At 61.8% G+C, this 26,643-nt stretch carries 25 protein-coding genes; 15 read left to right on the top strand and 10 right to left on the bottom strand.

The features are described 5' to 3' along the window. Positions 1-959 precede the first annotated feature (959 nt). The 4 genes from NMQ09_RS10300 to NMQ09_RS10285 form a co-directional block, all read right to left on the bottom strand. Positions 960-2,129 (bottom strand): phosphoenolpyruvate carboxykinase (ATP), encoded by a 1,170-nt coding sequence (locus NMQ09_RS10300; protein WP_255194496.1) that lies wholly within the window; start codon positions 2,127-2,129, stop codon positions 960-962. Positions 2,130-2,276: 147 nt separating this feature from the next. Then, the gene (locus NMQ09_RS10295) at positions 2,277-3,176 is read right to left on the bottom strand and encodes a glycosyltransferase family 2 protein (protein WP_255194495.1); all 900 of its coding nucleotides are present in this window, start codon (positions 3,174-3,176) and stop codon (positions 2,277-2,279) included. A 54-nt stretch (positions 3,177-3,230) separates the two neighbouring features. Continuing rightward, positions 3,231-4,148, bottom strand: coding sequence for an FkbM family methyltransferase (locus NMQ09_RS10290; RefSeq protein WP_255194494.1), 918 nt, complete (start codon positions 4,146-4,148; stop codon positions 3,231-3,233). Between the two features lie 141 nt (positions 4,149-4,289). After that, positions 4,290-5,045, bottom strand: coding sequence for a polysaccharide deacetylase family protein (locus NMQ09_RS10285; protein ID WP_255194493.1), 756 nt, complete (start codon positions 5,043-5,045; stop codon positions 4,290-4,292). 190 nt (positions 5,046-5,235) lie between these two features. Here NMQ09_RS10285 and NMQ09_RS10280 point away from each other — a divergent pair. Next, a protein-coding gene (locus NMQ09_RS10280; RefSeq protein ID WP_255191903.1) for an IS630-like element ISNma5 family transposase occupies positions 5,236-6,236 on the top strand; the annotation gives its coding sequence in 2 pieces (ribosomal slippage) (positions 5,236-5,728 and positions 5,728-6,236; 1,002 coding nt in all). Between the two features lie 65 nt (positions 6,237-6,301). Here NMQ09_RS10280 and NMQ09_RS10275 read toward each other — a convergent pair. Next, positions 6,302-7,207, bottom strand: a complete 906-nt coding sequence (locus NMQ09_RS10275; protein WP_255194492.1) for a glycosyltransferase family A protein — start codon at positions 7,205-7,207, stop codon at positions 6,302-6,304. A gap of 179 nt (positions 7,208-7,386) precedes the next feature. Between NMQ09_RS10275 and NMQ09_RS10270 the strand changes: the two genes are divergently transcribed. Next, positions 7,387-8,337 (top strand): glycosyltransferase family 2 protein, encoded by a 951-nt coding sequence (locus tag NMQ09_RS10270; RefSeq protein WP_255194491.1) that lies wholly within the window; start codon positions 7,387-7,389, stop codon positions 8,335-8,337. Positions 8,338-8,649: 312 nt separating this feature from the next. Here the strand turns inward: NMQ09_RS10270 and NMQ09_RS10265 are convergent, their stop codons facing one another. From NMQ09_RS10265 to aglF, 4 genes are all read right to left on the bottom strand, one after another. Further along, positions 8,650-9,912 carry a hypothetical protein gene (locus tag NMQ09_RS10265; RefSeq protein WP_255194490.1) on the bottom strand — a complete coding sequence of 421 codons (1,263 nt, stop codon included), beginning with the start codon at positions 9,910-9,912 and terminating at the stop codon, positions 8,650-8,652. A gap of 61 nt (positions 9,913-9,973) precedes the next feature. Then, entirely contained in the window at positions 9,974-11,113 is a 1,140-nt protein-coding gene (locus tag NMQ09_RS10260) for a glycosyltransferase family 4 protein (RefSeq protein ID WP_255194489.1), read from the bottom strand. Between the two features lie 22 nt (positions 11,114-11,135). After that, positions 11,136-12,122 (bottom strand): GDP-mannose 4,6-dehydratase, encoded by a 987-nt coding sequence (locus tag NMQ09_RS10255; protein ID WP_255194488.1) that lies wholly within the window; start codon positions 12,120-12,122, stop codon positions 11,136-11,138. 6 nt (positions 12,123-12,128) lie between these two features. Beyond that, positions 12,129-12,899 carry a UTP--glucose-1-phosphate uridylyltransferase AglF gene (gene aglF / locus NMQ09_RS10250; protein ID WP_255194487.1) on the bottom strand — a complete coding sequence of 257 codons (771 nt, stop codon included), beginning with the start codon at positions 12,897-12,899 and terminating at the stop codon, positions 12,129-12,131. Positions 12,900-13,112: 213 nt separating this feature from the next. Between aglF and NMQ09_RS10245 the strand changes: the two genes are divergently transcribed. Continuing rightward, positions 13,113-13,811, top strand: a complete 699-nt coding sequence (locus NMQ09_RS10245; protein WP_255194486.1) for a phosphatase PAP2 family protein — start codon at positions 13,113-13,115, stop codon at positions 13,809-13,811. A gap of 561 nt (positions 13,812-14,372) precedes the next feature. Then, complete coding sequence (locus NMQ09_RS10240) at positions 14,373-16,250, top strand: PGF-CTERM sorting domain-containing protein (RefSeq protein ID WP_345781288.1); 1,878 nt, start codon at positions 14,373-14,375, stop codon at positions 16,248-16,250. Between the two features lie 194 nt (positions 16,251-16,444). On the opposite strand, the gene NMQ09_RS10235 is transcribed toward NMQ09_RS10240, so the two are convergent. Continuing rightward, positions 16,445-17,218 (bottom strand): hypothetical protein, encoded by a 774-nt coding sequence (locus NMQ09_RS10235; protein WP_255194580.1) that lies wholly within the window; start codon positions 17,216-17,218, stop codon positions 16,445-16,447. 122 nt (positions 17,219-17,340) lie between these two features. Here NMQ09_RS10235 and radB point away from each other — a divergent pair, with 122 nt between their 5' ends. From radB to NMQ09_RS10180, 11 genes are all read left to right on the top strand, one after another. After that, positions 17,341-18,042, top strand: a complete 702-nt coding sequence (gene radB, locus NMQ09_RS10230; RefSeq protein WP_255194485.1) for a DNA repair and recombination protein RadB — start codon at positions 17,341-17,343, stop codon at positions 18,040-18,042. Between the two features lie 7 nt (positions 18,043-18,049). Next, entirely contained in the window at positions 18,050-18,901 is an 852-nt protein-coding gene (locus NMQ09_RS10225) for a triphosphoribosyl-dephospho-CoA synthase (RefSeq protein ID WP_255194484.1), read from the top strand. Further along, positions 18,898-19,545 (top strand): DUF447 domain-containing protein, encoded by a 648-nt coding sequence (locus NMQ09_RS10220; protein WP_255194483.1) that lies wholly within the window; start codon positions 18,898-18,900, stop codon positions 19,543-19,545. The genes NMQ09_RS10225 and NMQ09_RS10220 overlap by 4 nt, the downstream gene beginning before the upstream one ends. A 94-nt stretch (positions 19,546-19,639) precedes the next feature. After that, complete coding sequence (locus NMQ09_RS10215) at positions 19,640-19,807, top strand: hypothetical protein (RefSeq protein WP_255194482.1); 168 nt, start codon at positions 19,640-19,642, stop codon at positions 19,805-19,807. Positions 19,808-19,892: 85 nt separating this feature from the next. Then, entirely contained in the window at positions 19,893-20,732 is an 840-nt protein-coding gene (locus NMQ09_RS10210; RefSeq protein WP_255194481.1) for an NAD(+)/NADH kinase, read from the top strand. A gap of 67 nt (positions 20,733-20,799) precedes the next feature. Next, on the top strand, positions 20,800-22,335 hold the full coding sequence (locus NMQ09_RS10205; protein WP_255194480.1) for an aldehyde dehydrogenase family protein: 1,536 nt from the start codon (positions 20,800-20,802) through the stop codon (positions 22,333-22,335). 176 nt (positions 22,336-22,511) lie between these two features. Beyond that, positions 22,512-23,519 (top strand): WD40/YVTN/BNR-like repeat-containing protein, encoded by a 1,008-nt coding sequence (locus NMQ09_RS10200; protein WP_255194479.1) that lies wholly within the window; start codon positions 22,512-22,514, stop codon positions 23,517-23,519. A gap of 135 nt (positions 23,520-23,654) precedes the next feature. Beyond that, positions 23,655-23,849, top strand: a complete 195-nt coding sequence (locus tag NMQ09_RS10195; protein ID WP_255194478.1) for a methytransferase partner Trm112 — start codon at positions 23,655-23,657, stop codon at positions 23,847-23,849. A gap of 7 nt (positions 23,850-23,856) precedes the next feature. Continuing rightward, entirely contained in the window at positions 23,857-24,447 is a 591-nt protein-coding gene (locus tag NMQ09_RS10190; RefSeq protein WP_255194477.1) for a DUF7524 family protein, read from the top strand. Between the two features lie 247 nt (positions 24,448-24,694). Then, positions 24,695-25,819 (top strand): acyl-CoA dehydrogenase family protein, encoded by a 1,125-nt coding sequence (locus NMQ09_RS10185; protein ID WP_255194476.1) that lies wholly within the window; start codon positions 24,695-24,697, stop codon positions 25,817-25,819. A gap of 134 nt (positions 25,820-25,953) precedes the next feature. Continuing rightward, positions 25,954-26,559 carry an HAD family hydrolase gene (locus tag NMQ09_RS10180; RefSeq protein WP_255194475.1) on the top strand — a complete coding sequence of 202 codons (606 nt, stop codon included), beginning with the start codon at positions 25,954-25,956 and terminating at the stop codon, positions 26,557-26,559. The last annotated feature ends 84 nt before the right edge of the window (positions 26,560-26,643 follow it).

Raw genomic sequence — 26,643 nt, 5'->3', positions numbered from 1 at the left:
CGGGTACTGGACTCATACTCATGTTGGGAACTATGAGTGCAGCTCTCCACCTTTTTCATAAGGCCCTCAGAAGATATCGATCCGATGGACTCGTGTCGCTGTTGTGGTCGGTCAAGACATATTTTATGTATAGGACTCGAGAAGAAATACGGCAACGGGGACTGTTTCAGGGAACGAGGTCGCTTTCACTGATAACAGAAATTCGGTATCGATATCAACGAATTCGGTACGATGCTCCCGCTCAACCGTACAAGCCGATCTGGATTAACCCATCATCTATTGATCACTGGAACCGTGGGAGTGGGTGGTTGTGGGGTCTCGGACGAATCAAGGGCGGCACCTGGGATCGCCGAAAAAACTGCAAACCTCTGGACGATTTACGGATATATACTGGGTTGCGACAACGGTTCGAAGAAGGGCGTGAATGGGAGGATACTATATACTACGAGCAAGCAAAAGAGACAATCGAAACAGACGGGTCAATAGCGGGATATACCGATATAGAGGACTATCGAGAGATTCGGTGTCACTACGTGGATAATCTGTTTACCACGATCCGAGACGAAGGATACCGTCCTAATTTCAAGGGATATCACAATGTTCCGAAGTGTGACAAGAGAAAGACAACGTGGTGGTTTTGGACCCGTCTCGAACCCCTCGTAGTCATTGGGAGAGACGGTGAAATCTACTTGAACGACGGCACTCATCGGTTTACTATTGCAAGAATCCTCGGTATTGACTCAATCCCGGCCAATGTATTGTGTAGACACCATGAGTGGCAGCGAATCCGTGATAAATTCGACGCGGTCGACGATGTCTGCGAACTGAACCCTTCGCTTCAATCGTACGCCTGCCATCCCGATCTACAGGACGTGATCGACTGAATTCAATAGCCGATGGATCGGTTCGGGTGACGGGAGACCAGTGGAAGCCGCAGGTATACAGCCGTCAACTTGGTATCACTCCAATATTTCCGCTTCGAGATAGTCTGTCAACTCTTCTGGACCAGCACTTGTCGGAGTTCGCAACAATATAGTCTTCACATCTCTAAAGCATTTCCGATATGTATTTCCAATATCGTTGACAATGTCCTGCGGACAGATCGCTATAGAACCAGCCGAACAGACCGTCGCGCTATATTCTAGTAGCCAATCGAGTTCGAATAGGATTACTGCCGTTGACCGTTGCGCCAACTCTTCAGCTGATAAATACTCATGAGTAAACCGCTCTCGTTCTTCCCTGCTAAGATACACAGCCACGTCTAATTCCGGTGGACCTCCCAATCCTAGCTGATCATCGAATAGTTCTTCCGGAGGGACTCTGCGCCCCACCCCCATTCCGTCGTAGCGCCTCTCTCGCCAGTTCCACTGCAATTGATCAGCCACCCCGTCGAGAAACACCGATTTGGACAATATACTATTATCAGTGTTATATGAATAGATCACGATTGATCGATAATAGGGGTATATTTTTCCCTGGCCAGAGATTATCGCCAAATCGTCACTGAGAAACGAAATGTCGTCAGACTGCTGAATCCATCTGATTGTCGTCGATGTCTTTCCAGTTCCACCCCAACCCGTGAGGGCCACACCACGCCCGTTCACCGAAACTGACGCAGCATGCAAAAACGCGAACCCCTTCTTGCTCATCCAGGCTAGCCATAGTGGTTCGAACACGGACCGAACGAAATGCTTCGCGAGACCGGTTTGATACTCGGCGAAGAATCGATTCTTGAGTTTGAGAAGATAGCGAAGCGGATACAGTCCAGAATTATATAGTTTACCGTCGTAATATACGTCGATATTCAAGCTGTCGGTTTCCCAACCTTCAATCTCAAACGCGTATCCACGCTGGCCGATTCTATCGACCACGAGTGACTTGGGCAGCCCATACGACCGGACCTCATTGACATAATGCACGTCACCGCAAACCGAAATTTTCTGGCTTGCCTGTATCGTCTCGTTCTGGGGTAACTCGGTTGTCCGCCAATCATGTCCCGTGATTCTTATGTCGGGTTTAGACGACGACCGCGGTAGTTCACCGTACATTGTATCCAGTATATTACGGCAGAACGGGTCGTCAGAGAATGATACTGTGAGTGGGCCGATAGCAACAGAATCACGTTCCATAGCACTAATCATCAAAGCTATTTGCTTGGGGGCATAATTTGGCTACAACGTTTTCAATTCTGAAATTGTCAAACATTATTAGTCATCGTCGTATGGACGACTGTCGGAAAGTTAATTAGTTGGCGTCTAGCATCTCAGTAACCAGGCTCAGCCGGTAGCGACTCTGTCTCTGATCGTATTGTGGAGATGTCGCGCCACATCATATCCCCCCAAGTATATCGCCAGCAAATAGTAGTAGTACTGTATCCTAGCTGGATAGGCAACAATAGCCTTCAAGAGATTTTGTTTTGCACTGGGAACGTCTCCATTATCCCCATGGTCCAAAGCCAGCCCATAGTAACAGTTTGAACGATAATACCGTGACATTCTCGAGTTATGTCGGTCCAAAAATAACTTCCGGTCTGCCAGATGATCTTGTGAGGACATCTGACTCTCATGTCCTCGGTAGTAAGTGTAGAGTATCTCGTCCGTCCCATACATCGGTCCGTGGGTAATGAGTCGGAGACAGAGATCAAAATCAACAGTGTGGTTGAATTGCGTATCAAACCCCCCAATCTCATCCAGCGCTCGTTGTTCTATCATCGTCCCGCCAAACCCACCAATGGCGGACATGCCATGGTTTTCAAAATCGCCATCCGTTAATTGTCTATTGGGTGATGACTGGACGCCGGTTGTCCCGTCGTCCCAGATATGAAAGTACGATGGACACACTGCAATCGCCTCGGTAGCCTCAATTAGGGTTACGAGCGTTTCGATTGCCTGCGGGAGAAGTTCGTCGTCGGCGTCCAGGTAGACGACGTAGGCCCCGTCTGCGTACTCGAGTCCAGTGTTCCGTGCCCTGGCCAATCCCTCGTTCTCCGGCTTCCGGATAATACGCAGGTGATCGTAGTCGTACAGGCCGAGGATTGCCTGTGTGTCGTCGGTCGAACCGTCGTCCACGATGAGGTGCTCGAGGTTGCCGTACGTTTGACACGCCACGCTGTGGATCGCCCTGGAGAGGTATTGGCCGTCATTGTAGGTGTTCGTAATGACGCTGACGTCGACCATGGGAGTGGCCACCACTTCAGTTACTCATAGTTAACCGACTCGTATTGCCGGTCGTCACGAGACCGAGGGTTCGAGCGCGTCGCGTTCACCGTCTCGCGATCCTTCCTCGGGCCGTTGTGCACGGATGAAATGGCCGTCTTCCCACTCGTACAGTCGCTCGACCTCGAACCCTCTGTCCTCAAGCCATTCCCGTTCCGCATCCCCGTTCGACTTGCCCTTGTAGTAGCCACCCGAGTCAGCTGTGATGATATCCGCGTAAACGAGCCGACAGTCAGGACTCGAGAGAAGGTTTTCCATGCCGCGCAGGGCCTCGAATTCTGCTCCCTGGACGTCGATCTTGATGACAGTCGGGGCGGGGACGCCAGCGTCCACGAGGCGATCACCGCTCGTTCCTTGCACGGTGATTCCCGACGACGGGTCTTCGGTGATTCGTCCGTACGCACCAGCGTCCACGTGGTCCGTTATCTCGAGGGTCAGCTCTCCGGGTTCCTCCATTAGCGCACGCTGGTGGACATCCGCCGTCAATCCGTTGAGTCGCAGGTTTTCGGTGATCCGGGCGGCGTTGTTGGGGTTCGGTTCGATACTAACGACCTGGCCAGGTGGCAACGCCGCGGCCGCGAAACAGGTGTAGACCCCGACGTTCGCTCCGATATCCCAGAAGACGTCGTCGGATCGGAGTTGATTGAGAAGGTCTCCTGGTAACGGAAAGGACGTGTCCTTCTCGGGAAACCGTTTGAACTGTCGGTATTCGTCAATATTCGAAATCCGAAACCGCATCGTGAGCCCGTTCGTCGTGATCTCCCACGTCGACGGTACTAGGCGGTCGACGACGGACCGATAAGCCGTTGCAATAGCCGGTCGCACGTGCCGTCCCGCTGGGCTCCTGACCGACTTCGGGAGGTGGTTGCTCGCCTCGTATGACTTCGCTTTGAACTCTTCTGAGATCGAGACGATGGCTTTAGAGAGATCCATACGCGTTCTGCCTCAATTCCCATCTCGGGTACCCATTAAACTATTCTACGTACTCGTGACTGTGTCCCGTTCGATAACGCGCGATCTGGGAATTGGACGGGCGACAGCGCGGTGGTGGGCGACCACGCACGGTGTCTGTCCTTAGCCGGGAGACCGAATTGGCCAGCACTTCGGAAAGTCTGGGACGTGCCAGCGAAGTTCACTCGGCGGAACCGCCCCGCTCGTTCTGGGAACGAGGTAGGGATCGGCAACCGTCTTGGGTGTGGCGTCACCACCGACGACCGCGGTCTCGTGTCGGTCACTGACCACGTCGACAGCCCTGGGATCGGATTCCCCGTGTGGATAGCAGAACCGATCGACGTCGATACCGAGTTCGGCGTCGATTATCTCTTTTCCGCCGTTTACTTCCGCTTCAATGGCGTATCGATCGAGCGCCGGTAACCGAGCGTGGGTCCGTGTGTGGTTGCCAATCGTCACGAGTGGCTCGTCGACGAGCTCGTCGAGTTGCACTCGCGTCATGAACTCACATTTAACAGGCATGTAATCCGGCTCTCGGTCCCGTATGGCGTCTCCGATCACGTAGACGGTAACGGGAATCCCGTATTCGCGAACGAGTGGAAGCACTGTGTCGTAAAAACACTGCAGACCGTCGTCGAACGTCAACACGATCCGTTTTTCGGAAGCGGGAGTGAGGATCTCCGGCAAGTCGACGATCCGGTACTGCCTCGTCAGCCACTCGAGGTGGGACCGAAACCACGCCGGTGGAATGCTATCCCAGCCAACGCCGCCGACCGCGTGATAATGAAGCACCACGTCGTGTTCGTCCGGGAATCTCCGAGCGAAGTCGACTCGAGTGTTTCCGGCTTTGAGAACCGAACGGGCGGTACGGCGGAGCATAGAGCGGAGTGTCGTCACCACCGAAGGTGAAAGTTATTGTCGTTTTCAGGAGACGGTCCGGAATTGTAACTCCTACTCCCCACTACACCTCCAACAGTCAGCAGAACAAACCTGGCTCCAGCGTCGGAAACAATCAAGCCAGCTATAGTAACCGTTAGAATTTTCCGCCCAGATATTGTTACTGTAGTCAATGGACCATCTCGACGAGATCTCCGTCGAAGAACTCCAAGACGCTCTCGACAGGGTTGAGGAGAACAAGCCGACACAGCGGTTACTAGCGGCGATCGCGTACAAAAACGGCGTTACGCAGACCGAACTTGCAGAGTGGCACGACACCGGTCGAAGAACGATCTACAGCTGGCTCATGCGACTCGATACGGACGAACCGTTTGAGCAAGCCGTTTCTGATGCTCACCGCTCCGGAAGAAACCGGAAGCTCTCAGAAACACAGCAGGAAGAATTCGAACAAACCGTTCACGAACCTCCCAAGGAAGTCGGGATCGACGCGCCGGCGTGGACGCCGGCGCTCGTCCAGCAATATCTTGAGGAAACCTACGATGTCGAGTACTCAATCCCGAGCTGCCGGCGGTTACTCAAAGAAGCGGGATTGAGCTATCAAAAACCACGCCGTACAGCCGCCGAATCTGATGCTGACGAGCAAGAAACCTTCCGCGAAGAGTTCAAAAAAAGCGGCGGGAGATGGACGCCACAGTAGTCTGTATCGATCAGACCAAGAAATCCGTGCAAGTCGAGCCGCGTGCCGCGTGGTTTCCTCGCGGCACGCGGCCGGCCGTCGAATTATCCGGCCAACGCGACTGGACGTGCCTGTTGGGCGCGATCACCGAAGACGGTGATCGCTTTTTCGCTCGATTCGAAGAGTACGTAACCGCCGAACACGCCAAACATTTCATTCTTGCATTATGCGAAGAATTTGCAGATGATTTGCTCATCGTGCTGGATGGAGCGTCGTATTTCCAGGCGTCGGCCGTCACGGACCTGGCGGCCCGTGACGACCTCGACTTCGTCACGTTACCGGCGTACTCGCCAGAGCTCAATCCTGTCGAGGAGTGCTGGAGACAACTCCAAGCCGCTCTCAGCAACCGTTTCTTTGAGTCACTCGACGATCTTACAACGGCGATTGATACAGCTCTTGACCAGATCTCTATACCAAAAGTGAGCAATTATTTCTAATTTTTACTATAGCAGCGAACGGATCGGGCATCATCGCCCGAATCAACCGGGGCTCACCAGTGTGCTTACCCAGAGAGTCGCTTGATGAACGAAAGCGATCGGCGTGCCAGAGCGAGCACGCCATCTTGGAAATAAATCTGCTTCGCTCGGTCGGTGACGGAGTTCGGTCTTCCACCTTCAAGCCAGGAATACCGGTCCGCTTTGAACGCATCATAGTTCCACTTCTGGAGAAAATACTGCTCCGCTTCGTCTCGATCTCGCCATCGTCGAGAGAGGTACGCATTGTCACCACCGGGATAGTGCGGGATAACGACCTGGGGACAGGAAGCAAATGACCAATCAGTTTGCTTCCAGTGCGCGATAAAGAAGTCTTCGTGGTCAAACGGTTGTATCGAGTTTGGGTCCCACGAGTAATCCTCCAGACACTCGCGGCGAAAGAGGCCCACGTTCGCGATCAGATCGAACTCGAGCAGCGGGTAGCCTTCAACGAACTCGACTTCCTTTTCGTGAAGGTACGGGCTCAGGAGGAGCGTCCCGTCTCGTTCACCGAAGTCGGCACCCATCATCGTGATACGGTGTTCCGTGGGCTCGGCTAAACAGCCAGACACGGCACCGAGATCCGATCGATGGTTCATCAGCTCGAGGAGTACCGAGACGTTGTTCGGAACGTGATTGTCGGAGTCCAGCATCAGCAGGTACTCTTCGTCGGACGCCTCGACAATTCTGTGGCGACCGTAGCCAAGACCGGTATCGTACTCGAGACCGAGCACCTCGAGGTCGAACGGGTACTCGCCGTCGTACAGCTGCGTTCGCCGTTGTGCTTTCCCGGCGGGAGGTCCGTCGTCGGCGATGTAGACGGTCGAAAACTCGCCTGCCGGAATCGATTCGAAGAGTGCGCGCAACCGGTCGGTCCGGTCGAACACCTTCACACCGATCGCGACCGACTCGTCGCCGTTCCTCTCGAGGTCCATGGTACGTACTGGGTCGCCGGCCGGTTCGAGAGGCTGCCGTATCAACGTTGCCCCGTTACGCGCCGGTAGCAGCGGCTTAGCAGCGGCACAGACCAGTTGGGCTGTCGGTCGACGATGCCGTAGGCTGCAAAAACGTAATACCGATTCGAACGAACGGCGCTCCACGACGAGCCTCCCCGATGACCGACGCACCATCCGTCGCTGCTATCGTTCCGACGATGAACCGAGCCAAGCGCCTGGACGCAGCCCTGGCGAGCGTGTTCGCACAGACCTACCGGCCACTCGAGGCCATCGTCGTCGACGGTGGGAGTACGGATCGGACGCCATCGGTCGTCGATCGATACCGGGAGGAGTACGGTGACGATCGGATCACGTACTTTCGAAACGACGAGCCACAGGGACTTCCCGCGGCGCGAAATCAGGCTGCAACGGTGACCGACGCCACGTTTCTCGCGTTCCTCGACGACGACGACCGCTGGCACCCCGAGAAAATCGAGCGCCAGGTGGCGCAGTTCACAGCCAGCGATCACGAGATTGGTCTCTCGTACACGGGGCGCGTCTCGAGAACGGAGTCAGGCGAACACGTCCACACTGCACGGCCGTCGGTCGACGGCGACGCGTACCGTGACCTGCTGGTACACAACGTGATCGGAAGCCCCTCGAGAGCGATGGTGACCGCCGAGGCTTTCGAGGCCGTCGGCGGATTCGACGAGGAGCTTCGTCATCAGGAAGACTGGGACTTCTACCTTCGGATCGCTCGAGCGTACGAGATCGGCTGCGTTCCGGCCCCGCTCGTGACGCGACTCACCCATCGGGGCGGGATGTCCACAGACGTCACCACGCAGAAAGCCTACGGCGAGCGACTCCTAAACCGGTATCACTCCGAGTTACGAACCCACGGCGTCTACAATGCCGCGTGGGCGGCGCTTCACCGCGAAGCCGGCATCGCGTACGCTCAGAGCGGGAATACGGCAATGGGACGACGGGAACTGCGAGAGGCACTTCGATACGAACCGACGCTTCGAGGGGTGGTTTCGTACGTGTTCGCACTGTTCGGGCCGCCCGGATTCAGACTGGCTACCCGAATAAAACGCGCACTCGAGCGGGCGAGAAATCGACCCACGTACTGAGATATAGTAACCGTTGAAAGTCATTGCACACCCGGTCACGACCGTTGGCGGCCAGCCTCACCAACGAGGCCGAGGCTGGCCGCTCGGCTGTGACCGGGTGTAAATCGTTTCAACGAGCACTATAGCCGCTCGACTCTACAACACTCCGTAGCCGACGACGTGCGTTGCCGGACGACGGTGCTGGCTCCCGACGCATTCGCTGGGATACTCGGTGAGACTACCAGTCGCTAACCGTGAGAAATCTACTTACCATGGGTCGATGAACCGCCCGAGACGATGGGCCGAACGATCCTCCTGATACAATTGCTCGCCCTAGTTGCCGTCGTGGTGAGCGTTGTTTTCGTCCTCCGTTCCGATTTGGCGGCGAGCGTACAGTTTGCGAGCTTCGCCGCCCTGTTCGTCCTCGTCGTCGTGCTCACGTGGCCACTCACCGATCCGCTCGCTGACTGACCGCTCCCACCGCTCGACGACCGGCGCGGCGAGGACGACGAGCAGAAAGTCGAAGAACATCCGATGTCTAACCGTCGTTCCAAAGTTGCTGTTCACGAGGCCGTAGCCTGCCACGCCCGCGAGGTAAACGACGACGAGCATTGTCGCGACAGGGTACGCCAGATTGCCTCGTCGAAGCGAACGAACGGCACTGACAGCGAGCACGATCACGATCGGCGTGTACGCGGCCGCCGCGAAGTGAAAGAGCGAGTCGACGTGGAGCGGGAACGGGGCGAACTGGAAGTAGATCGAGGTCGCCGGCCCCGAGAGCACCACGTCGATCCAGGATTCGTAGGTGAGTCCCTCGAGGTACACCGCTCCCCCACTCATTCGGATTCGTCGCTGGTAATTCACCGACCCGAGCGGGAAGTACCGGGAGAAGAGCGCGGGTCCCAGGACCAACACCGGAAGCACGAGTCCAACGACGGTGGTCGTCGAGATTTCACGGTCGGTCGACTCGAGCACCACCCAGGTACCGGCGCCGGCAACGGCTCCGAGGACGAACAATAGCGCGAGTTCGACGCGGGTCAGGTAGAGAACACCGAGCAACGGAACTGCGAGCGTCAGTGACCGGATCGACTGATCGAGGAGCCCCCGAACGAGGAGCGCGAGCGAGACGAACGCCACCAGGAGCACGAACGCGTCCCGCATCGGGACCGAAGTGAAAAACGCCGGCAACGGCAGGAAGAGGACGAGGAGTGTGATGCCGTCGGTCGAGGTCGTCGACGGGTAGAGCCGGCGCGCGACGTAACTCGCGGGAATCGGGACCAGGACGGCGAAGAGGGCGTTGAAGACGGCGAGTACGGAGACAGACGGTTCGAAAACCAGGTACAGGAATGCCTGAAACGTGGCAAACGCGATGACCGTGTCGGAGGCGTCGGGATCGGCCCCCTCGAGGAGGTCGACGGCCGTCGTGTGGAAGTAGCCGACGTCCCAGACGTACGGGAGGGCCGGAACGACGACCAGTCCGAAAGCGAGGTGAATCAGGAAGGCGATCGGCGCGACTCGCCGGTAGAACGAGTCCTCGTAGACGAACAGGACGAGACCCAGGAGGAGACAGGCCGAGGCGATCGCGGCGACGAGCATCACACCACCGGGAATTCGACCCTATCCTCCGACGCGGGCCACGACGTCGGTGCGCTCGCTCTCACGTCGATCCCTCCTGGATAGCGCGCTCGAATTCCTCTACGAGGACTTCCTGTGTGTAGTTCTGTTCGACGAACGTTCGCCCACGGTCGCCGAGTTGCTGTCGTTTCGCCGGATCTGCGGCCAGCTTTCGAATGGAACGACAAAACCCCTCGACGTCGTCTGGGCTGTGTAGGTGCCCACACTCACCTTCGGACACAGTGTGCTCGATTCCACCGACAGAACTGCCGACGACGGGGAGGGCTGCTGCCATCGCCTCGACGACGGTGATGCAGAGTCCCTCGTACCACGATGGCTGGATGTAAATGTCGATCGAGTTCAGGAACTGTGGCAAGTCCTGTACGTATCCGAGTAATTCGACGTTTTCGATACTCGCTGATTCGATTCGAGACGCAAGCTCCCTGTAGGCTGGCCCTTCGCCGGCGATTTGAAACGTGATTCCGTCCTCTCGGAGTTCGTCCGCAATTGTGAGAAGCGTCCGGAAGTTCTTCTGGTCCGAAAGAACTCCAACGCTTCCAACGACTACCGGGTCGGTGGGGGCGTGTTCCCGACGCTCGAACTCGCGTAGCGGTATGCCAGCGATCGGAACTGTTTCGACGCATCCGTTCGCCAGTCCGAACTCATCGCGAAGCATCGCTGCGACGGCTTTCGAATCCGCAAGCACGACGTCGCTCATCGAATACGTAGTGCTGAACAGCCGCCTTCGCCTCGTGGACTTGAATCGTTCGTTGTGTTGCCACGTGACCACGACGGCGGTTCGGTTAACGACACCAGCGAGTCGAGCAGCGAGCGTGGAGTGAAAGAGTGACCCAACGATTACGTCAGCGTCAGCTACTGCCGAAACGAGCCGAAACACGTCACGTGGGCTGGTGAACTGTTTGCAGTCGAGTATCGATTCGGTATGCGGAACGTGGCGATCGACGAACGTCTCGTCGTAGCCGTTGATCGTTACGATGGTCACGTCGTATCGGTCCTCGTCCAGTCCGTCCAGTAATCGACTCATTCCAATCTGCGCCCCGCCGACCTCGAGATCGTTGATCACGTACAGTAGATTGCACGTGTCCGTCTCCGGCTTCGACAGGGAGTGTCCACTCCGTGCGGGTTGTGCACGTTCGGTTTCTGAGCGACTGAATCCGGTCATCTCGTCGCGGAGGCTGTCTCGATCAAGATCTGATCACCAGCGGTTCGTACCACTCGCGGTTCTCTCGATACCAGTCGACGAACTGTGAGACGCCGTCTCGAATTCCTACGCTTGGCTCGTAGTCGAGTAGTTCGCGGGCCTTCGTGACATCGGCGTGGGTGTGACGCGCATCACCCTCTTTCGGGTCGGCGTACTCGAGGCCGACGTCGGCGCCGGTTTCTTCGACGACGTGCTCGGCGAGTTCCTCGATCGTGATGGTTCGCGTCGAGCCGACGTTTATTATCTCGCCGTCGGCGGCAGACCGCTCGAGTAACGAGAGATTCGCTTCGATGACGTCGTCGACGTACGTGAAGTCGCGGGTCTGTTGGCCGTCGCCATAGATAACGGGTGACGCGCCGTTGAGACACCTGGAAGTGAAGTTCGTGATCGCCATGTTCGGCCGCATTCGTGGTCCGTACACGGTGAAGTAGCGGAGGCTGACGGTGGGGACGTCGTAGAGCTCGTCCCAGACGCGACAGTAGTGCTCTGCCGTGAGTTTGGTCACACCGTAGGGGCTCTGGGGAAGGGTCTGATGCTCCTCATCGTACGGCAGGTATTCCACGTCGCCGTAGACGGATGACGACGACGCATTGATAAATCGACGGACGCCGTATTCGTCGGCAGCAGTCAAGAGCGTGAGCAGGCCGGTCGTGTTGATCTCGTGTGGTTTCTTCGGATTCTCGACGCTCGTCCGGACGCCTGCCTGGGCGGCCTGGTGGTAGACGATATCCACGTCGTGGTTCGAAAAGAGGTCGTCCACGAGCGTACCGTCGGTGACCGAACCGGCGACGAACTCGAATCGCTCGCTACCGAGCGCTCGACAGCGTTCGATGTTGCGTTCTTTGATACGGAGATCGTAGTACGGCTCCATACTGTCGAGCACGGTGACGGCGTGGCCCCGCTCGAGGAGCCCGGTGGCGATGTGAGAGCCGATAAACCCTGCACCACCGGTGACGAGTGCACGTACCATGGGTGTTCAATCCGTTCCAGCGTTCGACGAGCGGGCAGCCTCCGACGCTGACTCGACAGCCCCCTCCGACTGACGGAGCAATTGCTCCGCACGGTCCCGGTCCGCTGGATAGCCGACGTCGATGCGCCACCCCTCCATGCGGATCGCATCGATAGTGCGACCGGACTGGATGAGCAGGTCGATCGCGTCCGGGAGTTCGTACTCCCCGCGATCGCTTTGCTGGATGAGGTGACACGCGTGAAAGATCGCCGGCGTGAACGTGTAGAAGCCGGTCATGACGAGGTTCGACGGGGGATCGGCTGGCTTCTCCATCACTTCCACGATCTCACCGTACTCGTTCGTATCCAGCACGCCGTATCGAGATGCCTCGTCGTACGGCACCTGTTCGACGAGGAAGGCCGCATCGGCACGATCTTCTCGCTGCCGGTTGACGACGTCCGCGAGGTTCGCACGGAACACGTTGTCCCCGAGCATGAGCATAAAATCGTCGTCGATGAACGATTCGACCTGCAAAATAGCGTGGGCCAGTCCGAGCTGTTCACGCTGATGGGCGTACGTGATCGGCACGCCCTCGTAGGCGTCTCCGTAGTGATCGATGATCTGTTCCTTTAGATACCCCACGACGACGATCAGCTCGTCGACACCGACCTCGAGCAGATTGTCGAAGACGTCCTCGATGATGGGACGTCCATCGACCTCGACGAGGACCTTCGGCTTGTCCTCGGTAAGCGGACGGAGTCGAGTTCCCTTTCCTGCTGATAAGACGACAGCTTGCATGGCCTACGACCACTCCAAATCCGGGTAAATAGCTTCCCCCTGTAATTTGTGAATACCAGTTTCAGCCGCCGATCTGCCTGTATCACCCACTTACAGCTCGAAGTCAACTGCCCCGCGCACAGTGGGGCGGGGAATCCGCCTCGCTACCTAGTTTGAAAGAGTTAACTGTCGGACTGTTGTACAGCGTGGTCGTCCGATCCCGTCTAGCACACAATGAACCGAGACGTCGGCGTTACCGAACTGGTCCGAACGATGCTTCCCGAGTGGGCCGTCCCGGTCTTCGAACTCATAGCCCTCCTCGGTGACGTGTTCGTCGTCGTTGGCGTGTTACTGGTAGTCGCAGTCGTGGACGTACAGCGGTCCGTCCGAGACGGTTCCGATCAGTTGCTGTCGAACAGGACGGCGTTCGTTCTGGCCATCGTCCTCGGTGGCCTCGCGCTCACACTCGTTCTGAAGGCGGCGTTTGGCGCCCCGCGACCCCCATCGTCGCTGCAGGCCGTCCCTCGAGACGGGGACGGCTTTCCGAGCGGACACACGATGGCCGCCACCGTTCTCTGGGTCGCGCTCGCTCGCTGGGGCCAGCGGTTCACGGCTCGTCGACGATATCAGCTGGCGGCACTCGCCGTCGGTCTGGTCGGCGTCTCGCGTCTCGCGCTCGGCGTTCACTACGTCGTCGACGTCGTCGCATCGGTCGCGTTCGGGCTCGCCTACCTTTCCCTGGCGACGAGGCTGACGAAGCAGAATCCAACGCTGGCGTTCGTCGGTGCGTCACTCCTCGGTGGCCTGGCAGTTGTGGTGACCGGCGGGAGCGTCGACGGCTGGCTGGCGTTCGTCGGCTGTGCAGGGGGTGCCACAACGTGGTGGAGTGTTCGTCGGTGGTCCGCTCTTCAGTCGGCTTCCTCCCACAACTAACGTCGTGGGCTTTTGCCTCGAATCTCTGTGACCGACGAACTCGAGCACCGATGGCGTTCTGTGCGCAACGTTCTCCGTAACTCCTCTTCGACCAGGCCGACCATCGTCATCGCGTCTCCCACTCGTCGGTGAATTTCCATAGGACGGCTTCTGGCACAGGACCTCGTCTCTAACCACCATAGGACGGCTTCTGGCACAGGACCTCGTCTCTAACCAACAGGATCGTACTACTCCGTTCTTCCACCCGACATAAACGCCCGCTAAAACGACGATAGGGGCACCTAACGCATCGATCGCGTTCCGGAGAAACCGGCTGCAGTGAGTGGCCTCGAGCGGACTCGAGCCGTGGGCTCCAGAAGGATTTTCGCGCCGTTCGATACATTGCGTTCGACGTTAGTCGTCGAATCTGGGTAGTCGTTCCATTCGATTTTCCAACCTACAGATAACAAAGACCGTCTTCGAAATATGGTGGTTTGCATCGCAGAAACTCAGCAACAAAAGAACCTCACGGAACACATCAAGCGAAACATGAATTACAGGACGGTCTCACGATCACAACTGATGACGACACTCGTCGCGGTGATGCTCGCCTTCTCGCTGGTTGCCGCAGCCGGACCGGCGCTCGCGGACGAAGGAGACAACAACGACGAGTTCCACGCCCTCGAGAACGACGAAGGCCTCTACCTGGTCTTCGGCGCCGATCTCGGCGATCAGACGCTCGAGGAGTATATCGAAACGCAAGCAAACCCCGGTGACGACGTCGACGTCGTCGAGTACACGGACGTCGAGAACGTCGAAGTGACCCAGGAGGGTCAGGCGGCGTCGGTTTCGATCGACGGCGGTGAAGCGGTAGCGATCCAGGACGCGACCCAGCAGAACGCCAACAGCCAGACGGGTGAAGCGACTGCCGTGAACGCGGAGGTCGACCGCTACAGCGCCGAGTTCGAGAACGTCGGTGACGTTACTCTCATCTTCGGCAACGGCGATGACCAGCGCTTCACTGGCTGGGGAATCGGCGACGGAGACGGTGAAGAGATCTCGGTTAGTCAGGTGGCCGAGGCGACGGTCCAGCAGGGACAGGAAGTCGCGCAGGCGAACGTCAACCAGCAGAGCACCGCGCTCGCGTTCGCCGAGAACGGAAGCGAAGCCGTTGCGTTCCAGCTCTCCCAGCAGTCCAACCTGAACCTTCAGGAGGGTGCAGCGAACGCGACGAACGTGTTCGCTGCCGACCTCGACGAGGACAAAGACAGACACGCCAAACACAAAAAGCACGATGGCGGCGTCGGGATCGATGCCGACCAGGATGCTGATGCCACCGTCGAGCAGGTTCAGGTAGTCGATCAGCTCAACGTCAACGAGCAGCACAGTGCAGTCGCGATCGCCGTCGGAAGTAACTCGAGCGCGACGGCGATTCAGATGACCGACCAGACCAACCTGAACGAACAGGTGGGCACGGCTGAAGCGGCTAACATCCTGATGCAAACGGCCGGGATGAACGTCGCGATGGCCGGTACCGACGCCGGCAACGATCTACTGACGAAAGATGGCAAGGAGAAACTCCACCCGGAGGAGAAGAAGGGTCACGATGACAAAGCGGACGTCACGCAGACCGCCGAAGCCAGCGTCACGCAGATCCAGAGCGTCGAACAGGCGAACTTCAACAACCAGAGCGCAGCCGTCGCGATCGCAGTCAACGACAGCCAGGCGACGGCCGTGCAGCTATCGTTCCAGCAGAACATCAACGCACAGATCGCCTCTGCAGATGCGCTGAACATCTTCGAAGCGGAGATTGGAGATGGCGACGAGCACAAGAAAGGCGAGAAAAAGCACACGGACGAACACAATTTCGACAGCCTCGTCTTGACGAACACCACGTCGGTGACACTCGATGGCGACGCCGTCGAAGGGGCCAGTCACCTCTCGTTCGACTACGACGGCAGCAACGAGCAGCTGAACGACGTCGAGCAGTGGTCCAACGCCGAAGTCCAGCAGAGCCAGGAGATCATGCAGGTGAACCTCAACCAGCAGCAGGGTGCGTTCGCCGTGGCCGAGGACAACGGCAGCGCCGACACGGTGCAGCTGACGATTCAGGAGAACGAGAACATCCAGTTCGCCTCCGCCGAGTCGACGACCGTCGCCGAAGGCGAACTCGTCGGTGACGACCCCGACGACCACAAGAAGGGTGAAGACGACCACGACAGGGACGAACACGACGACCACGACAAGGACGAACACGACGACCACGATAAGACCGAACATGACGATGAGAAGACCGGGCAGGACGACGATAGGTCGAGCGACCGAGTCGGACCGTCCGAGGACGACGATGGCAGTGTCGTAGACGACGAGCCCGGAGACAGTATCCCTGGCTTCGGAGTCCTCGTTGCACTCGTGGCGCTCGGAATCGTCGGCGCCGCACGATTCGTGAGCGAACGGTAGGGCGACCTCCAACAGTATTTGCACCGAACGCGGGCGATCGACCGGCGATCGCCGGAACTCGAGCGGATTTTTCGACGACCTCGAACGGACGCCAGTGACAACTGAAACGAGGTAACCCCGATCACAGAGGCAGCCAGACCTGGCGACACACCGACGGCTCTGGTGCTGACTCGCGAGCAGGTGGGGGCTGACGGTCAGTGGCTACCGGGCTCGCTCGTCCTGTCGTCCGTCTCTTCGCTGTCTCGACCACGGTGCTCGGCGAGCGCCTCGTCGATCGTCAGCTCTCCGGCCGCAACTCGGCGGGCGAGCGCCTCGTCGATCGATCGATTCGTCTCGCTGCGCTCCCGTGAGCGGTCCTTGATCACTTGCAGTTCGCCAGCCGTGGGTTCGATCGTCCGCGCGTCGACGACCTCGCCCTCGAGGCGGGCGATGTTGACCGCGGCGAGGACGTCGCCCATCCCGCGCGTGCCGGTGCCGAGATAGGGCGTGGTGCCCGTCTCGTCGACGAGTTCGACGCGGACGTCCTCGAGTTCGTTGACCAGCTGTGCGCCCTGGAGGCGTGCGCCGTCGCCGATCCGGACGACGGGGTCCGTGGCGTCGGCGACCTCGCGTTCGACGACGTCGACGGCGTCGGCCAGCGGCACCTGGAACGCCGCGACGACGACGTCGCCGGAGAGGACGGCGATCCCCGGTTTGCGGCCGGGATCGACGCCGACGATCGTTCGGCCACCGCCGCCACTGAGGGCAGCCAGCGCCCCGTCGACAGCCCGTCTCGCGTCCTCGGGGTCGGCGACGATCGTCGGCACGTCCCCGAACGTCCCCGCGTGCGCCTCGTCGGTGACGACGACGCGCGTCCGCTCGGGGAGCTGCTCGTCCGGTTCGATCGTCGTGAACGTCACCCCGCGGTCGCGGAGTTCGTTGACGACGCCGTGGTAACACTCGAAGTCCGTCGTGGCGACGACGATCACGCTCGAGGCTTTGCCCGCGGCCGATATAAGCGTGTTCAGCACGGTCGCGACGGCTCCCGCCGCGTCGACGCCGGTTCGTTTCGTTTCGTGGACTTTTTCCCCGGCTACCACGAACGTCACTCGTGAACGGGGAGGCGATTTCGACCGGCTGTCCACCGGTCGACGAGTTACTCGGTGGCGGGTTCGAGCGCGGGACCGTGACGCAGCTGTACGGCCCGCCGGCGTCCGGGAAGACTAATCTCGCGCTCTCCGGCGCGATCGAAGCCGCCGCCGAGGGGGGAACCGCCGTCTACATCGACACCGAGGGCGTCTCGGTCGACCGGTTCGAGCAACTGCTCACGGCGCGGGCCGACGACGTCGAGTCCGTCGCCTCGAGGATCGTGCTCGAGGACGCGCTCGACTTCGAGGAGCAGGCCGAGGCCGTCCGCGACGCAGAAGAGTTCGCCCCCCGCGCGGATCTGATCGCTCTCGACAGCGCGACCGGCTTTTACCGACTCGAGCGTGGCGAGGACGCCGCCGAAGGAGACGCCTTGCGAGCGGTGACTCGCCAAATTACGCACTTACTCTCGCTCGCGCGCAAACACGACCTCGCGGTCGTCGTCACCAACCAGGTGTTCGCCGACCCCGACTCGGACCGAACCCGGCCACTCGGCGGGAACACCTTGGAGCACTGGACCGGGGCCGTCGTCCGGATCGAACGCTTTCGCGGCGGCAACCGGCGAGCGACGCTCGAGAAACACCGCTCGAAGCCCGCCGGCGACGCCGTCACGTTCCGGATCACGGGCAACGGGCTCGAGGGAGCCGACGGCACGACACGGTTGTGAGCTGATCATGCGATCTCCCGCAGCAAACGGCGAACTTGCGCTCTTGCTCGAGGTCGCCGGCACACCGAAGCCGGGGAACGTCGACCGCCACCGCGACCTCGAGGAGCTGCGATTCGAACACTTCCTCGCGGGGGCCGTCGGCGCAGCGGAAGGACTGCGGATGGCCGAAACGGGCGCGGCCGTCGGCCCGGCATTCGAGCGCGCGGTGGCGGGGATGGCCGCCCAGCGGGGTGGAAACACCCAGTTCGGCGCGTTGCTGTTGCTCGTGCCGCTGGTCAGCGCCGCCCGCCGGGAGCTCTCTCAGCCCGTCCTCGAGTCGGTGCTGAAGGGGACGACCGTCGCCGACGCGGCGGCCTTCTACCGTGCGTTCGAGCACGTCGACGTCTTCGTGGGCGAGCCGCCGGCCGACCTCGAGGCGCTCGACGTCCGCCGCGGCGCCGACGCGATTCCGACGCTCGAGGAACGCGGACTGACGCTGCTCGACGTGATGAGTCTGAGCGCGGCGGGCGACGACGTGGCCCGCGAGTGGGTCCGCGGCTTCGAGCGATCGTTCGCCGCCGCCGAACGGATCGCGGAGGCCGACGGGCCCCTCCCCGATCGGGCTGCCGAGACGTTCCTCTCGTTGCTGGCCGAGCGTCCGGACACCCTGGTCGCGACGAAACACGGTGAGGGCGTGGCGAACGAAGTGACCGACCGCGCCGCATCGTTACGCGAGGCCGACGCGTTCGCGACGGATCGCGAGGCCGTCGAGGCGTTCGCCGACGAGCTCGTCGCCCGCGGGATCAATCCGGGGACGACGGCAGACCTCACCGCCGCCGGACTGTTCATCGCCCTCGAGCGCGAAGCCGTCGAGATATGAGCGAGGACGACGTGGAGGTGGCCGGAAACGGCGACGAGGCGAGCGACGACGGCGACGAGGCGAGTAGCGACGGTGACGAGGCGGCCGAGTGGCCCGTCGACCTCCGCGGCGTCACCGAATCGGTCATCACGACGCGCGGGCCGAACGACCGCTTCAACGTCGCCGCGCTCGGGCTGTTCGCCGGCGATCCGGTCACCGCGCGAACCTGGGGAAACACCCGCACCAGGCGGAACTTTCACCGCGAGGGCGGCGGCTACGTCCAGTTCGTCCACGACCCGATCACGTTCGTCGACGCCGCGCTCTCGATCACCGAGCGCGACGAGCCGATCCTCGAGTCCGCCGACGCCTGGGTCCAGGTCGCCGCCGAGCAGGTCGACGAGGGAATCGACGGCGAGACGCGCTGGGAAGAGTGGGAGCTCCGACCGCTCGAGGCAGCCGTCCTCGAGACGCGCGTGCCGACGATCGATCGAGGATTCGGCGCCGTGATCGAGGCGACCGTCGCCGCCTCGCGACTCGGCGTCGCGGGCTACGACGAGGAGATCCTCCGCGATCGGCTCGAGTACTGTGCGTCGGTCGTCGAGCGGGCGGGGGACGAGCGAGAACGCGAGGCACTCGAGCGGATTCGCGAGTACTCGTCGTGGTGACTTGTCACTCCTCGCCGCCGTAAGGAGAGTCGTTCGTGGCCGGAACTCGATGGGTGGCTACAACATTATGTATTGGTAACTGGTAGTACTCCTCATGGAGGACGATACGATCAAGTTCGGTGCACCGTTCGCTGGACTCGTACTCGGCCTGATCGTGCTCATCGTCGGGATCTTCATGGGTGGCCTGACGACCGTCGCGATCGTCGGCGGAGCCATCCTCGGACTGACGTACTCCGCGTTCGAGGTCGCAGCGGCCCACTGAGCGTCCACCCACACCGCCCGCGCCGCGGTGGCGAGTACCACGGACATCCGCACGCTTTTGGTCGGTCCGAGAAAAGAGAGTAGCAATGACCTCCGTCGAGTGGACGGTGGACGGGACGTCGCTCGTCGGGCTCGTCGGCGAGACGACCGCCGTCGACACGGATTCGGACGAACGAGCCGACAGAACGGCCGACCACGAGTCGATCGTCGCGGGCCTCGAGTCGACGGTCGCCGACGCCGGCGGCGACGTCGAGACGGGGTCGCTCGAGCGGGTGCTCGAGGCCGACCCCTCGTTTCTGGTGACCGTCGGCGAGGCGGCGCTGCTCGAGGCCGTTCGCGCGGCCGTCGACGTCCCCGTCCTCCCCGTGGACGCCGGCCGTGGCGTTCGATCGGTTTCGGCGGATCGGCTCCCGTCGGCGGTCGACTCGGTCGTCGGCGGCGACGGGGTCCGTCGAGACCACCCGATCCTCGGCGTCGACACCGACGACGGTGACCGATGCCGTGCGCTGTTCGACGTCGCGCTCGTCACCGACGAACCGGCGCGCATCTCCGAGTACGCCGTTCGGAGTCGTGACGAGCCGGTCACCCAGTTTCGCGCCGACGGCGTCGTCGTCGCGACGCCGGCCGGCAGTCACGACTACGCGAGCGACGCGGGCGGCCCGCTGCTCTCACCCGGCGTCGGCGGGGTCACCGTCGTCCCGGTCGGGCCGTTCGTCACCCGGACCAGACGCTGGATCCTCCCCGACGAGGGCCTTTCACTGTCGGTCGAGCGAGACGGCACCGTCGCCCTCGTCGTCGACGGATCCACCGCCGCGACCCTCACCGTCGACTCGCAGGTGACGATTTCGGCCGACAGCTCACTCCCCACGCTGGTCGTTCCCGAGAGTCGCCCGTTCTTCGGAGGTGCCTCGAGCGAATCCGACTGAGGGCGACCGCTTTACGGAACGCAAGTAGCAGCCTTTTTCACCACCGTGATCGAAAATATTGCCTGTTATGAGCCAGCAAACCGCAGCAGAGACTTACGGCCACTACGTCGCCGGCGAGTGGACCGACGGCGACGGCGAGGAGACCTTCGAGAGCCACAACCCCGCCACCGGCGAGAGCCTGGCGACGTTCCACCGGGGAACCGAGTCGGACGTCGACGCCGCGCTCGAGGCGGCCGATGAGGCCTTCGACGAGTGGCGCTCGCTGTCGTACATCGACCGCGCCGAATATCTGTGGGACATCTACCACGAGCTGCGCGAGCGCACGGACGAACTCGCCGAGATCGTCACCAGAGAGTGTGGCAAAGAGATCAGTGAGGGCCGGGCGGACGTCGTCGAGGCTTACCACATGGTCGAGTGGGCCGCCGGTAACGCCCGCCACCCCCACGGCGACCTCGTCCCCTCCGAGATCCCGAGCAAGGACGCCTACATGCGCCGGAAGCCCCGCGGCGTCATCGGCTGCATCACCCCCTGGAACTTCCCGGTCGCGATCCCGTTCTGGCACATGGCGATCGCGCTGGTCGAGGGCAACACCGTCGTCTGGAAACCCGCCGAGCAGACGCCGTGGTGCGCTCAGATCATCGCCGAGATGCTCGACGACGCCGGCATTCCGGAGGGCGTCTTCAACATGGTCCAGGGCTTCGGCGACGCCGGGGCGGCCATCGTCGACGACGCCCGCGTCGACACCGTGCTGTTCACTGGCTCGGCCGAAGTCGGCCACGAAATTTCGGGGAAGGTCGGCGCCGAACCCGGGAAGATCGCCGCCTGCGAGATGGGTGGAAAAAACGGCATCGTCGTCACCGAGAAGGCCGACCTCGACATCGCCGTCCACTCGGCAGTCATGTCGAGTTTCAAGACCACGGGCCAGCGCTGCGTCTCCTCCGAGCGCCTGATCGTCCACGAGGAGGTCTACGACGAGTTCAAGGAGCGCTACGTCGAGGCCGCCAACTCGGTCGCCGTCGGCGACCCCCTCGAGGAGAACACCTTCATGGGGCCCGCCATCGAGCCCGCCCACGTCGAGAAGATCCACAAACACAACGAGTTAGCGGTCAAAGAGGGCGCCGAGGTGCTCGTCGACCGCGCCGAACTCGACGAGGCCGAAATCCCCGAGGGTCACGAAGACGGCAACTGGGTCGGCCCGTTCGTCTACGAGATCGAGTACGACACCGAGCTTCGGTGTCTGAAAGAGGAGTGTTTCGGCCCCCACGTCGCGCTCTTGAAATATTCGGGCGACATCGAAGAGGCCGTCGAGATCCACAACGACACTCCCTACGGGCTCGCCGGCGCCATCATCTCCGAAGACTATCGCCAGATCAACTACTTCCGTGACTACGCCGAAATCGGGCTGGCCTACGCCAACCTCCCCTGCATCGGCGCAGAAGTCCAGCTCCCCTTCGGCGGCGTGAAAAAGTCCGGCAACGGCTACCCCTCGGCCCGCGAAGCCATCGAAGCCGTCACCGAGCGCACCGCCTGGACGCTCAACAACTCCAAAGAGATCGAGATGGCCCAGGGCCTCTCCGCCGACATCACCACCCAGGACGACTGAACGGCTGACCGCCGACTCGCCGAACCAACTCGAGTCTGACGCTCGAGGACCGCGCTGACGTTCATCCCGTCGACGTTTAACTCCCGGTCTTCCGATCGACTCGGGCAGATCGACTCGGGCAGATCGAGGAGGCGGGCAGGACAAGATTTCTCACCGACGACTCCCTATTCCGGCGCATGCCGACCGCCTACGTCGCGTTGAAGAATCGGCTGCTCGTGTGCGAGGGAAACGACGGATCGGCCGAGGGCTGGACGACGGCCGAACGGCTCGAGGGCTCCGACCCCAGGTGCGTCGTCGCGTCCGGCGGGACAGACCGTGTGCTCGTCGGCACCTTCGAGGACGGACTCTTCCGGAGCACCGACGGCGGCGAAACGTTCGAGCACCTCGAGACGGACGTCGAGAGTGAGGCGGTGATGTCGCTCGCGGTGAGCCCCCACGATTCCGACGTCATGTACGCCGGGACGGAGCCCAGTCGCGTCTATCGATCGACCGACGGTGGCGACTCCTGGACGTACCTCGAGGGAATCACCGACCTCCCCTCCGAGCCGGAGTGGTTCTTCCCGCCGCGGCCCGAGACCCACCACGTCCGCTGGCTCGAGGTCGACCCGTTCGATCCCGGGCGCCTCTACGTCGGTATCGAACTCGGCGCGCTCGTCCTGAGCGACGATGGTGGCGACAGCTGGCGGGAACGGCCGCCGGGCTCGAGACGGGACAATCACAGCCTGGCGACCCACCCAGACCGCGAGGGGCGCGTCTACTCGGCGGCGGGTGACGGCTACGCCCAGAGCGACGACGGCGGCGACTCCTGGGAGCAGGTGCACGACGGCCTCGAGCACACCTACTGCTGGAGCGTCGTCCCCGACCCCGGCGACCCCGACCGGGTGCTGGTCTCGAGTGCGAGCGGGGCGCGATCGGCCCACACCGCCCGGACGGCCGAATCGTACGTCTACCGACGCGAAGGGGACGATCCCTGGAAGCGCCTCGACGGTCGCGGGCTCCCAACGGGCGAGGGCGTCGTCCGGGCGATCTTCGCGACGACCGGCGAGCCCGGAGCGGTGTACGGCGTGACCAACCACGGACTCTTCCGCTCGAGTGACTTCGGGGACTCCTGGTCTCAGCTGGCCGTAGACTGGGCCGACCGACTCGAGACGGTGACGCCGCGCGGATTGGCCGTCGTCCGGTAGACGCTGTGGCGGATCTGTTCGAATCGGGCCGGAGGCGGAGTCTTGCAGCGAGCTGTCGGCCACCCGAGCGTCAGTCGGGCGGTCGATTCGCTTCGTTCCCGAAACCTTTTGCTCTCCGCGGACACCCGTAGTAGTATGAAAGAGTCGCTGCTTGAGATTCTCTGTTGCCCGATGGATAAACACGAACTCGAGCTCGAGGACGCCGAGTACGACGGCGACGAGATCGTTTCGGGGACGCTCGTCTGCAGCGAGTGCGGCGAGCGCTATCCCATCGAGGACGGCATTCCGAACCTGCTCCCGCCGGACATGCGCGAGGGGACCCCCGCCTGAGGCGACCGTGCCGGGGGAGGAACTCACCGTCAGCGTGGGCCGCGATGGCCCGGACACGATCACCGTGGACAGCGAGTCTCTCGAGACGCAGGCGTCGTTCGGGGTCGTCCTCGAGAGCCACTCGAGGCCCGTACACGTCCACTGTCGGCTCGGCGGTGCCCTCGCCCGGATCGCCACCCTCGATCGATCGAATTACTACGTCGATACCACCGAAGAGACGTTCGTGCCCGTCGTCGTCGGGGACGTCTCCGAACCCGTCGAGGGGACGCTCGAGCTGTCGACCGGCTACGGGGCCACGTCGGTAACGATCGACGTGACTGTCACGCCCGGCCCGCCGTCGGTCGAGGTCGACGAGTCGCTCGCCAGACCGCCACGGGAGCCGGACGAGCCGAACGCGTCGGCCGCCGGAGAACGGCTGTCCCAATCAGTCGTCGAACGGAGTTTCGACGCTGGAGCGCTCGGGGTCCTCGTGCTGGCGCTGCTCGCGATCGGACTCGCGGCGGCGACGGCGGCCGTCGTTGGTGGGGCAGTCGCTTTCGTCGCGTTCCTGGTCGTCGTCGCCGGCGTCGCCGTCGCGGCGTTCTTGCTCGTACGGTAACCGGCTCGTGCGGCTCTCGCAGTGCTCGAGCCGCCCTCGCGATGGAGAGCCGCCACACCTCCCCGGCGGCGCAGTGGCGTGCGTGTCCGGCGACGCTGTCGCGCCGCCGGGACACGCGGGATGCGCCGCCGCGACCTCGTGGTTCGGTCGGCCTGGCAGGCGACTGGGAGGGTGAGAAGCTGGTCAACGGGGACACCTGACCGATCGAGACACACATTTACTATCGCGTTGCCGAAATAGGGTGAGCATGGAAGTTTCGAACGAACAGCGGCTCATTCAGGAGACGATCCGGGAGTTCGCCGAGGCGGAGATGCGTCCCGTCGTGGACGAGGCCGACGAGAACCAGGTGTTCCCCGAGGAGGTCTGGGATGGGCTCGCGGAACTCGACCTCACCGGTCTGACGGTTCCCGAGGAGTACGGCGGCTTCGGCGCCGACGAGATGACGAAGGCGATCGTCAACGAGGAGGTCGCCTACGGCCACCTCTCGGTGGCGACCGCGCTCTCGGTTCACGCGCTGGCGACCTCGTGCATCGACGAGTTCGCGAGCGACGAATTGCGTGAGGAGTGGCTTCCCGAGATGGCCCGGGGACGGCCGGTCGGGGCGTTCGCCCTCTCCGAATCCCACGCGGGCTCGAATCCCGCAGAGATGAGCACCGAGGCGCGACTCGAGGGCGACGAGTACGTGATCAACGGCGACAAGCAGTGGATCACCAACGGTTCGCGAGCGGGCGTGATTATCCTCTTCGCGAAGACCGACCGGGAGGACCCGAACACCGTCACGCAGTTTCTCGTCCCCGCGGACGCCGAGGGACTCGAGGTGGGCAAGAAGGAGGACAAACTCGGCCTCCGCGCGAGCGACACGACGACGCTCATCTTCGACGACGTTCGCATCCCCGCGGAGAACCGGCTGACCGAAGTTGGAGAGGGGCTGAAGGCCGCCTTCTCAATTCTGACCGGGGGCCGAATTGCCATCGCAGCCCAGGCCGTCGGTGTGGCCCAGGCGGCGCTCGACGACGCCGTCTCTTACGCCAACGAGCGTGAGCAGTTCGGCAAGCCGATCATCGAGCACCAGGCCATCGCCCACAAACTCGCGGACATGCAGACGAACGTCCAGGCCGCCCGGCTGCTCACCCGCGACGCCGCCCGGAAGAACGACGCGGGCCTCGATCCGATGGCTGCGAGCATGGCGAAGTACTTCGCCAGCGAGACGGCCGTCGACGTCGCCAGCGAGGCGGTGCAGGTCCACGGCGGCTACGGCTACACCAAGGATTTCGACGTCGAGCGCTACTACCGCGACGCCAAGATCACGACGATCTACGAGGGGACCTCCGAGATCCAGCAGAAGATCATCGCCCGACACCTCACGGAGTGACGACCCCCGCTCCGTTCGTCCGACTCGTACCTACGGGGCGGTTACGTCCGAACGACGACGGTCGTCCGAACTGGTGTGAAAAGCGATAAGTGACGGCAGACCACAGGTCCGTGCGAGGCTTCTCTCGAGAGACGATGACTTCCACGAAAGCGATCTTCTTCGACCTGGACGGGACGTTGTTGCGATTCGACCGCCCGTATCGTGAGCTACTGGCGGAGACGTTCACCGCGGTGGCGGGCGAAGTGCGCGAGGCGTGGCTCGAGCAGTACACCGACGCGTTCTTCGAACTGTTCGGGGCGTGCGAGCCGGATCCGGCCGAACGGGCGTTCGCCAGTATCGACGCCCCCTCGAGCCCGGCCGCCCTCGCCGAGGAACTCCACAGGCGGGAGCGAGCGGCGTGTCGACCGCCCGAAGCCGTCCACGACGACCTCGAGCGACTGTCGGAGACGTACGCGCTCGGCGTCCTCACGAACGGCCTCCCCGGGTGGCAGCGGGCGAAACTCCGCGAGCACGACCTCGAGCGACACTTCGACGTCGTCGTCGCCACCTACGAGGTCGGTGCCCACAAGCCAGACGGGGCTCCATTCCGTGTCGCCGAGGAGCGGCTCCCGGCGCGGGCGTACGCGATGGTCGGGGACGCCGACGCCGACGTCGAGGGGGCGGAGGCCGCCGGGTGGGCCGCGCACCGCTACACCGGGTCCGGGTTCGGCGAGCTTCCGGCGGCGCTCGATTGGGAGTGAACGCCCGATACCGTCGCTGCCGTGATCGAGTCGTTCCTGCCGTCGCAAGCCCAGCCGTTAGCAGGGCGGTCGTGATAGGAGCCT

The sequence above is a fragment of the Natronobeatus ordinarius genome (assembly GCF_024362485.1).
Lineage (GTDB): Archaea > Halobacteriota > Halobacteria > Halobacteriales > Natrialbaceae > Natronobeatus > Natronobeatus ordinarius.
Note: the sequence above shows the minus strand (reverse complement) of the source record. Positions and strands in the feature narration are given on the sequence as shown.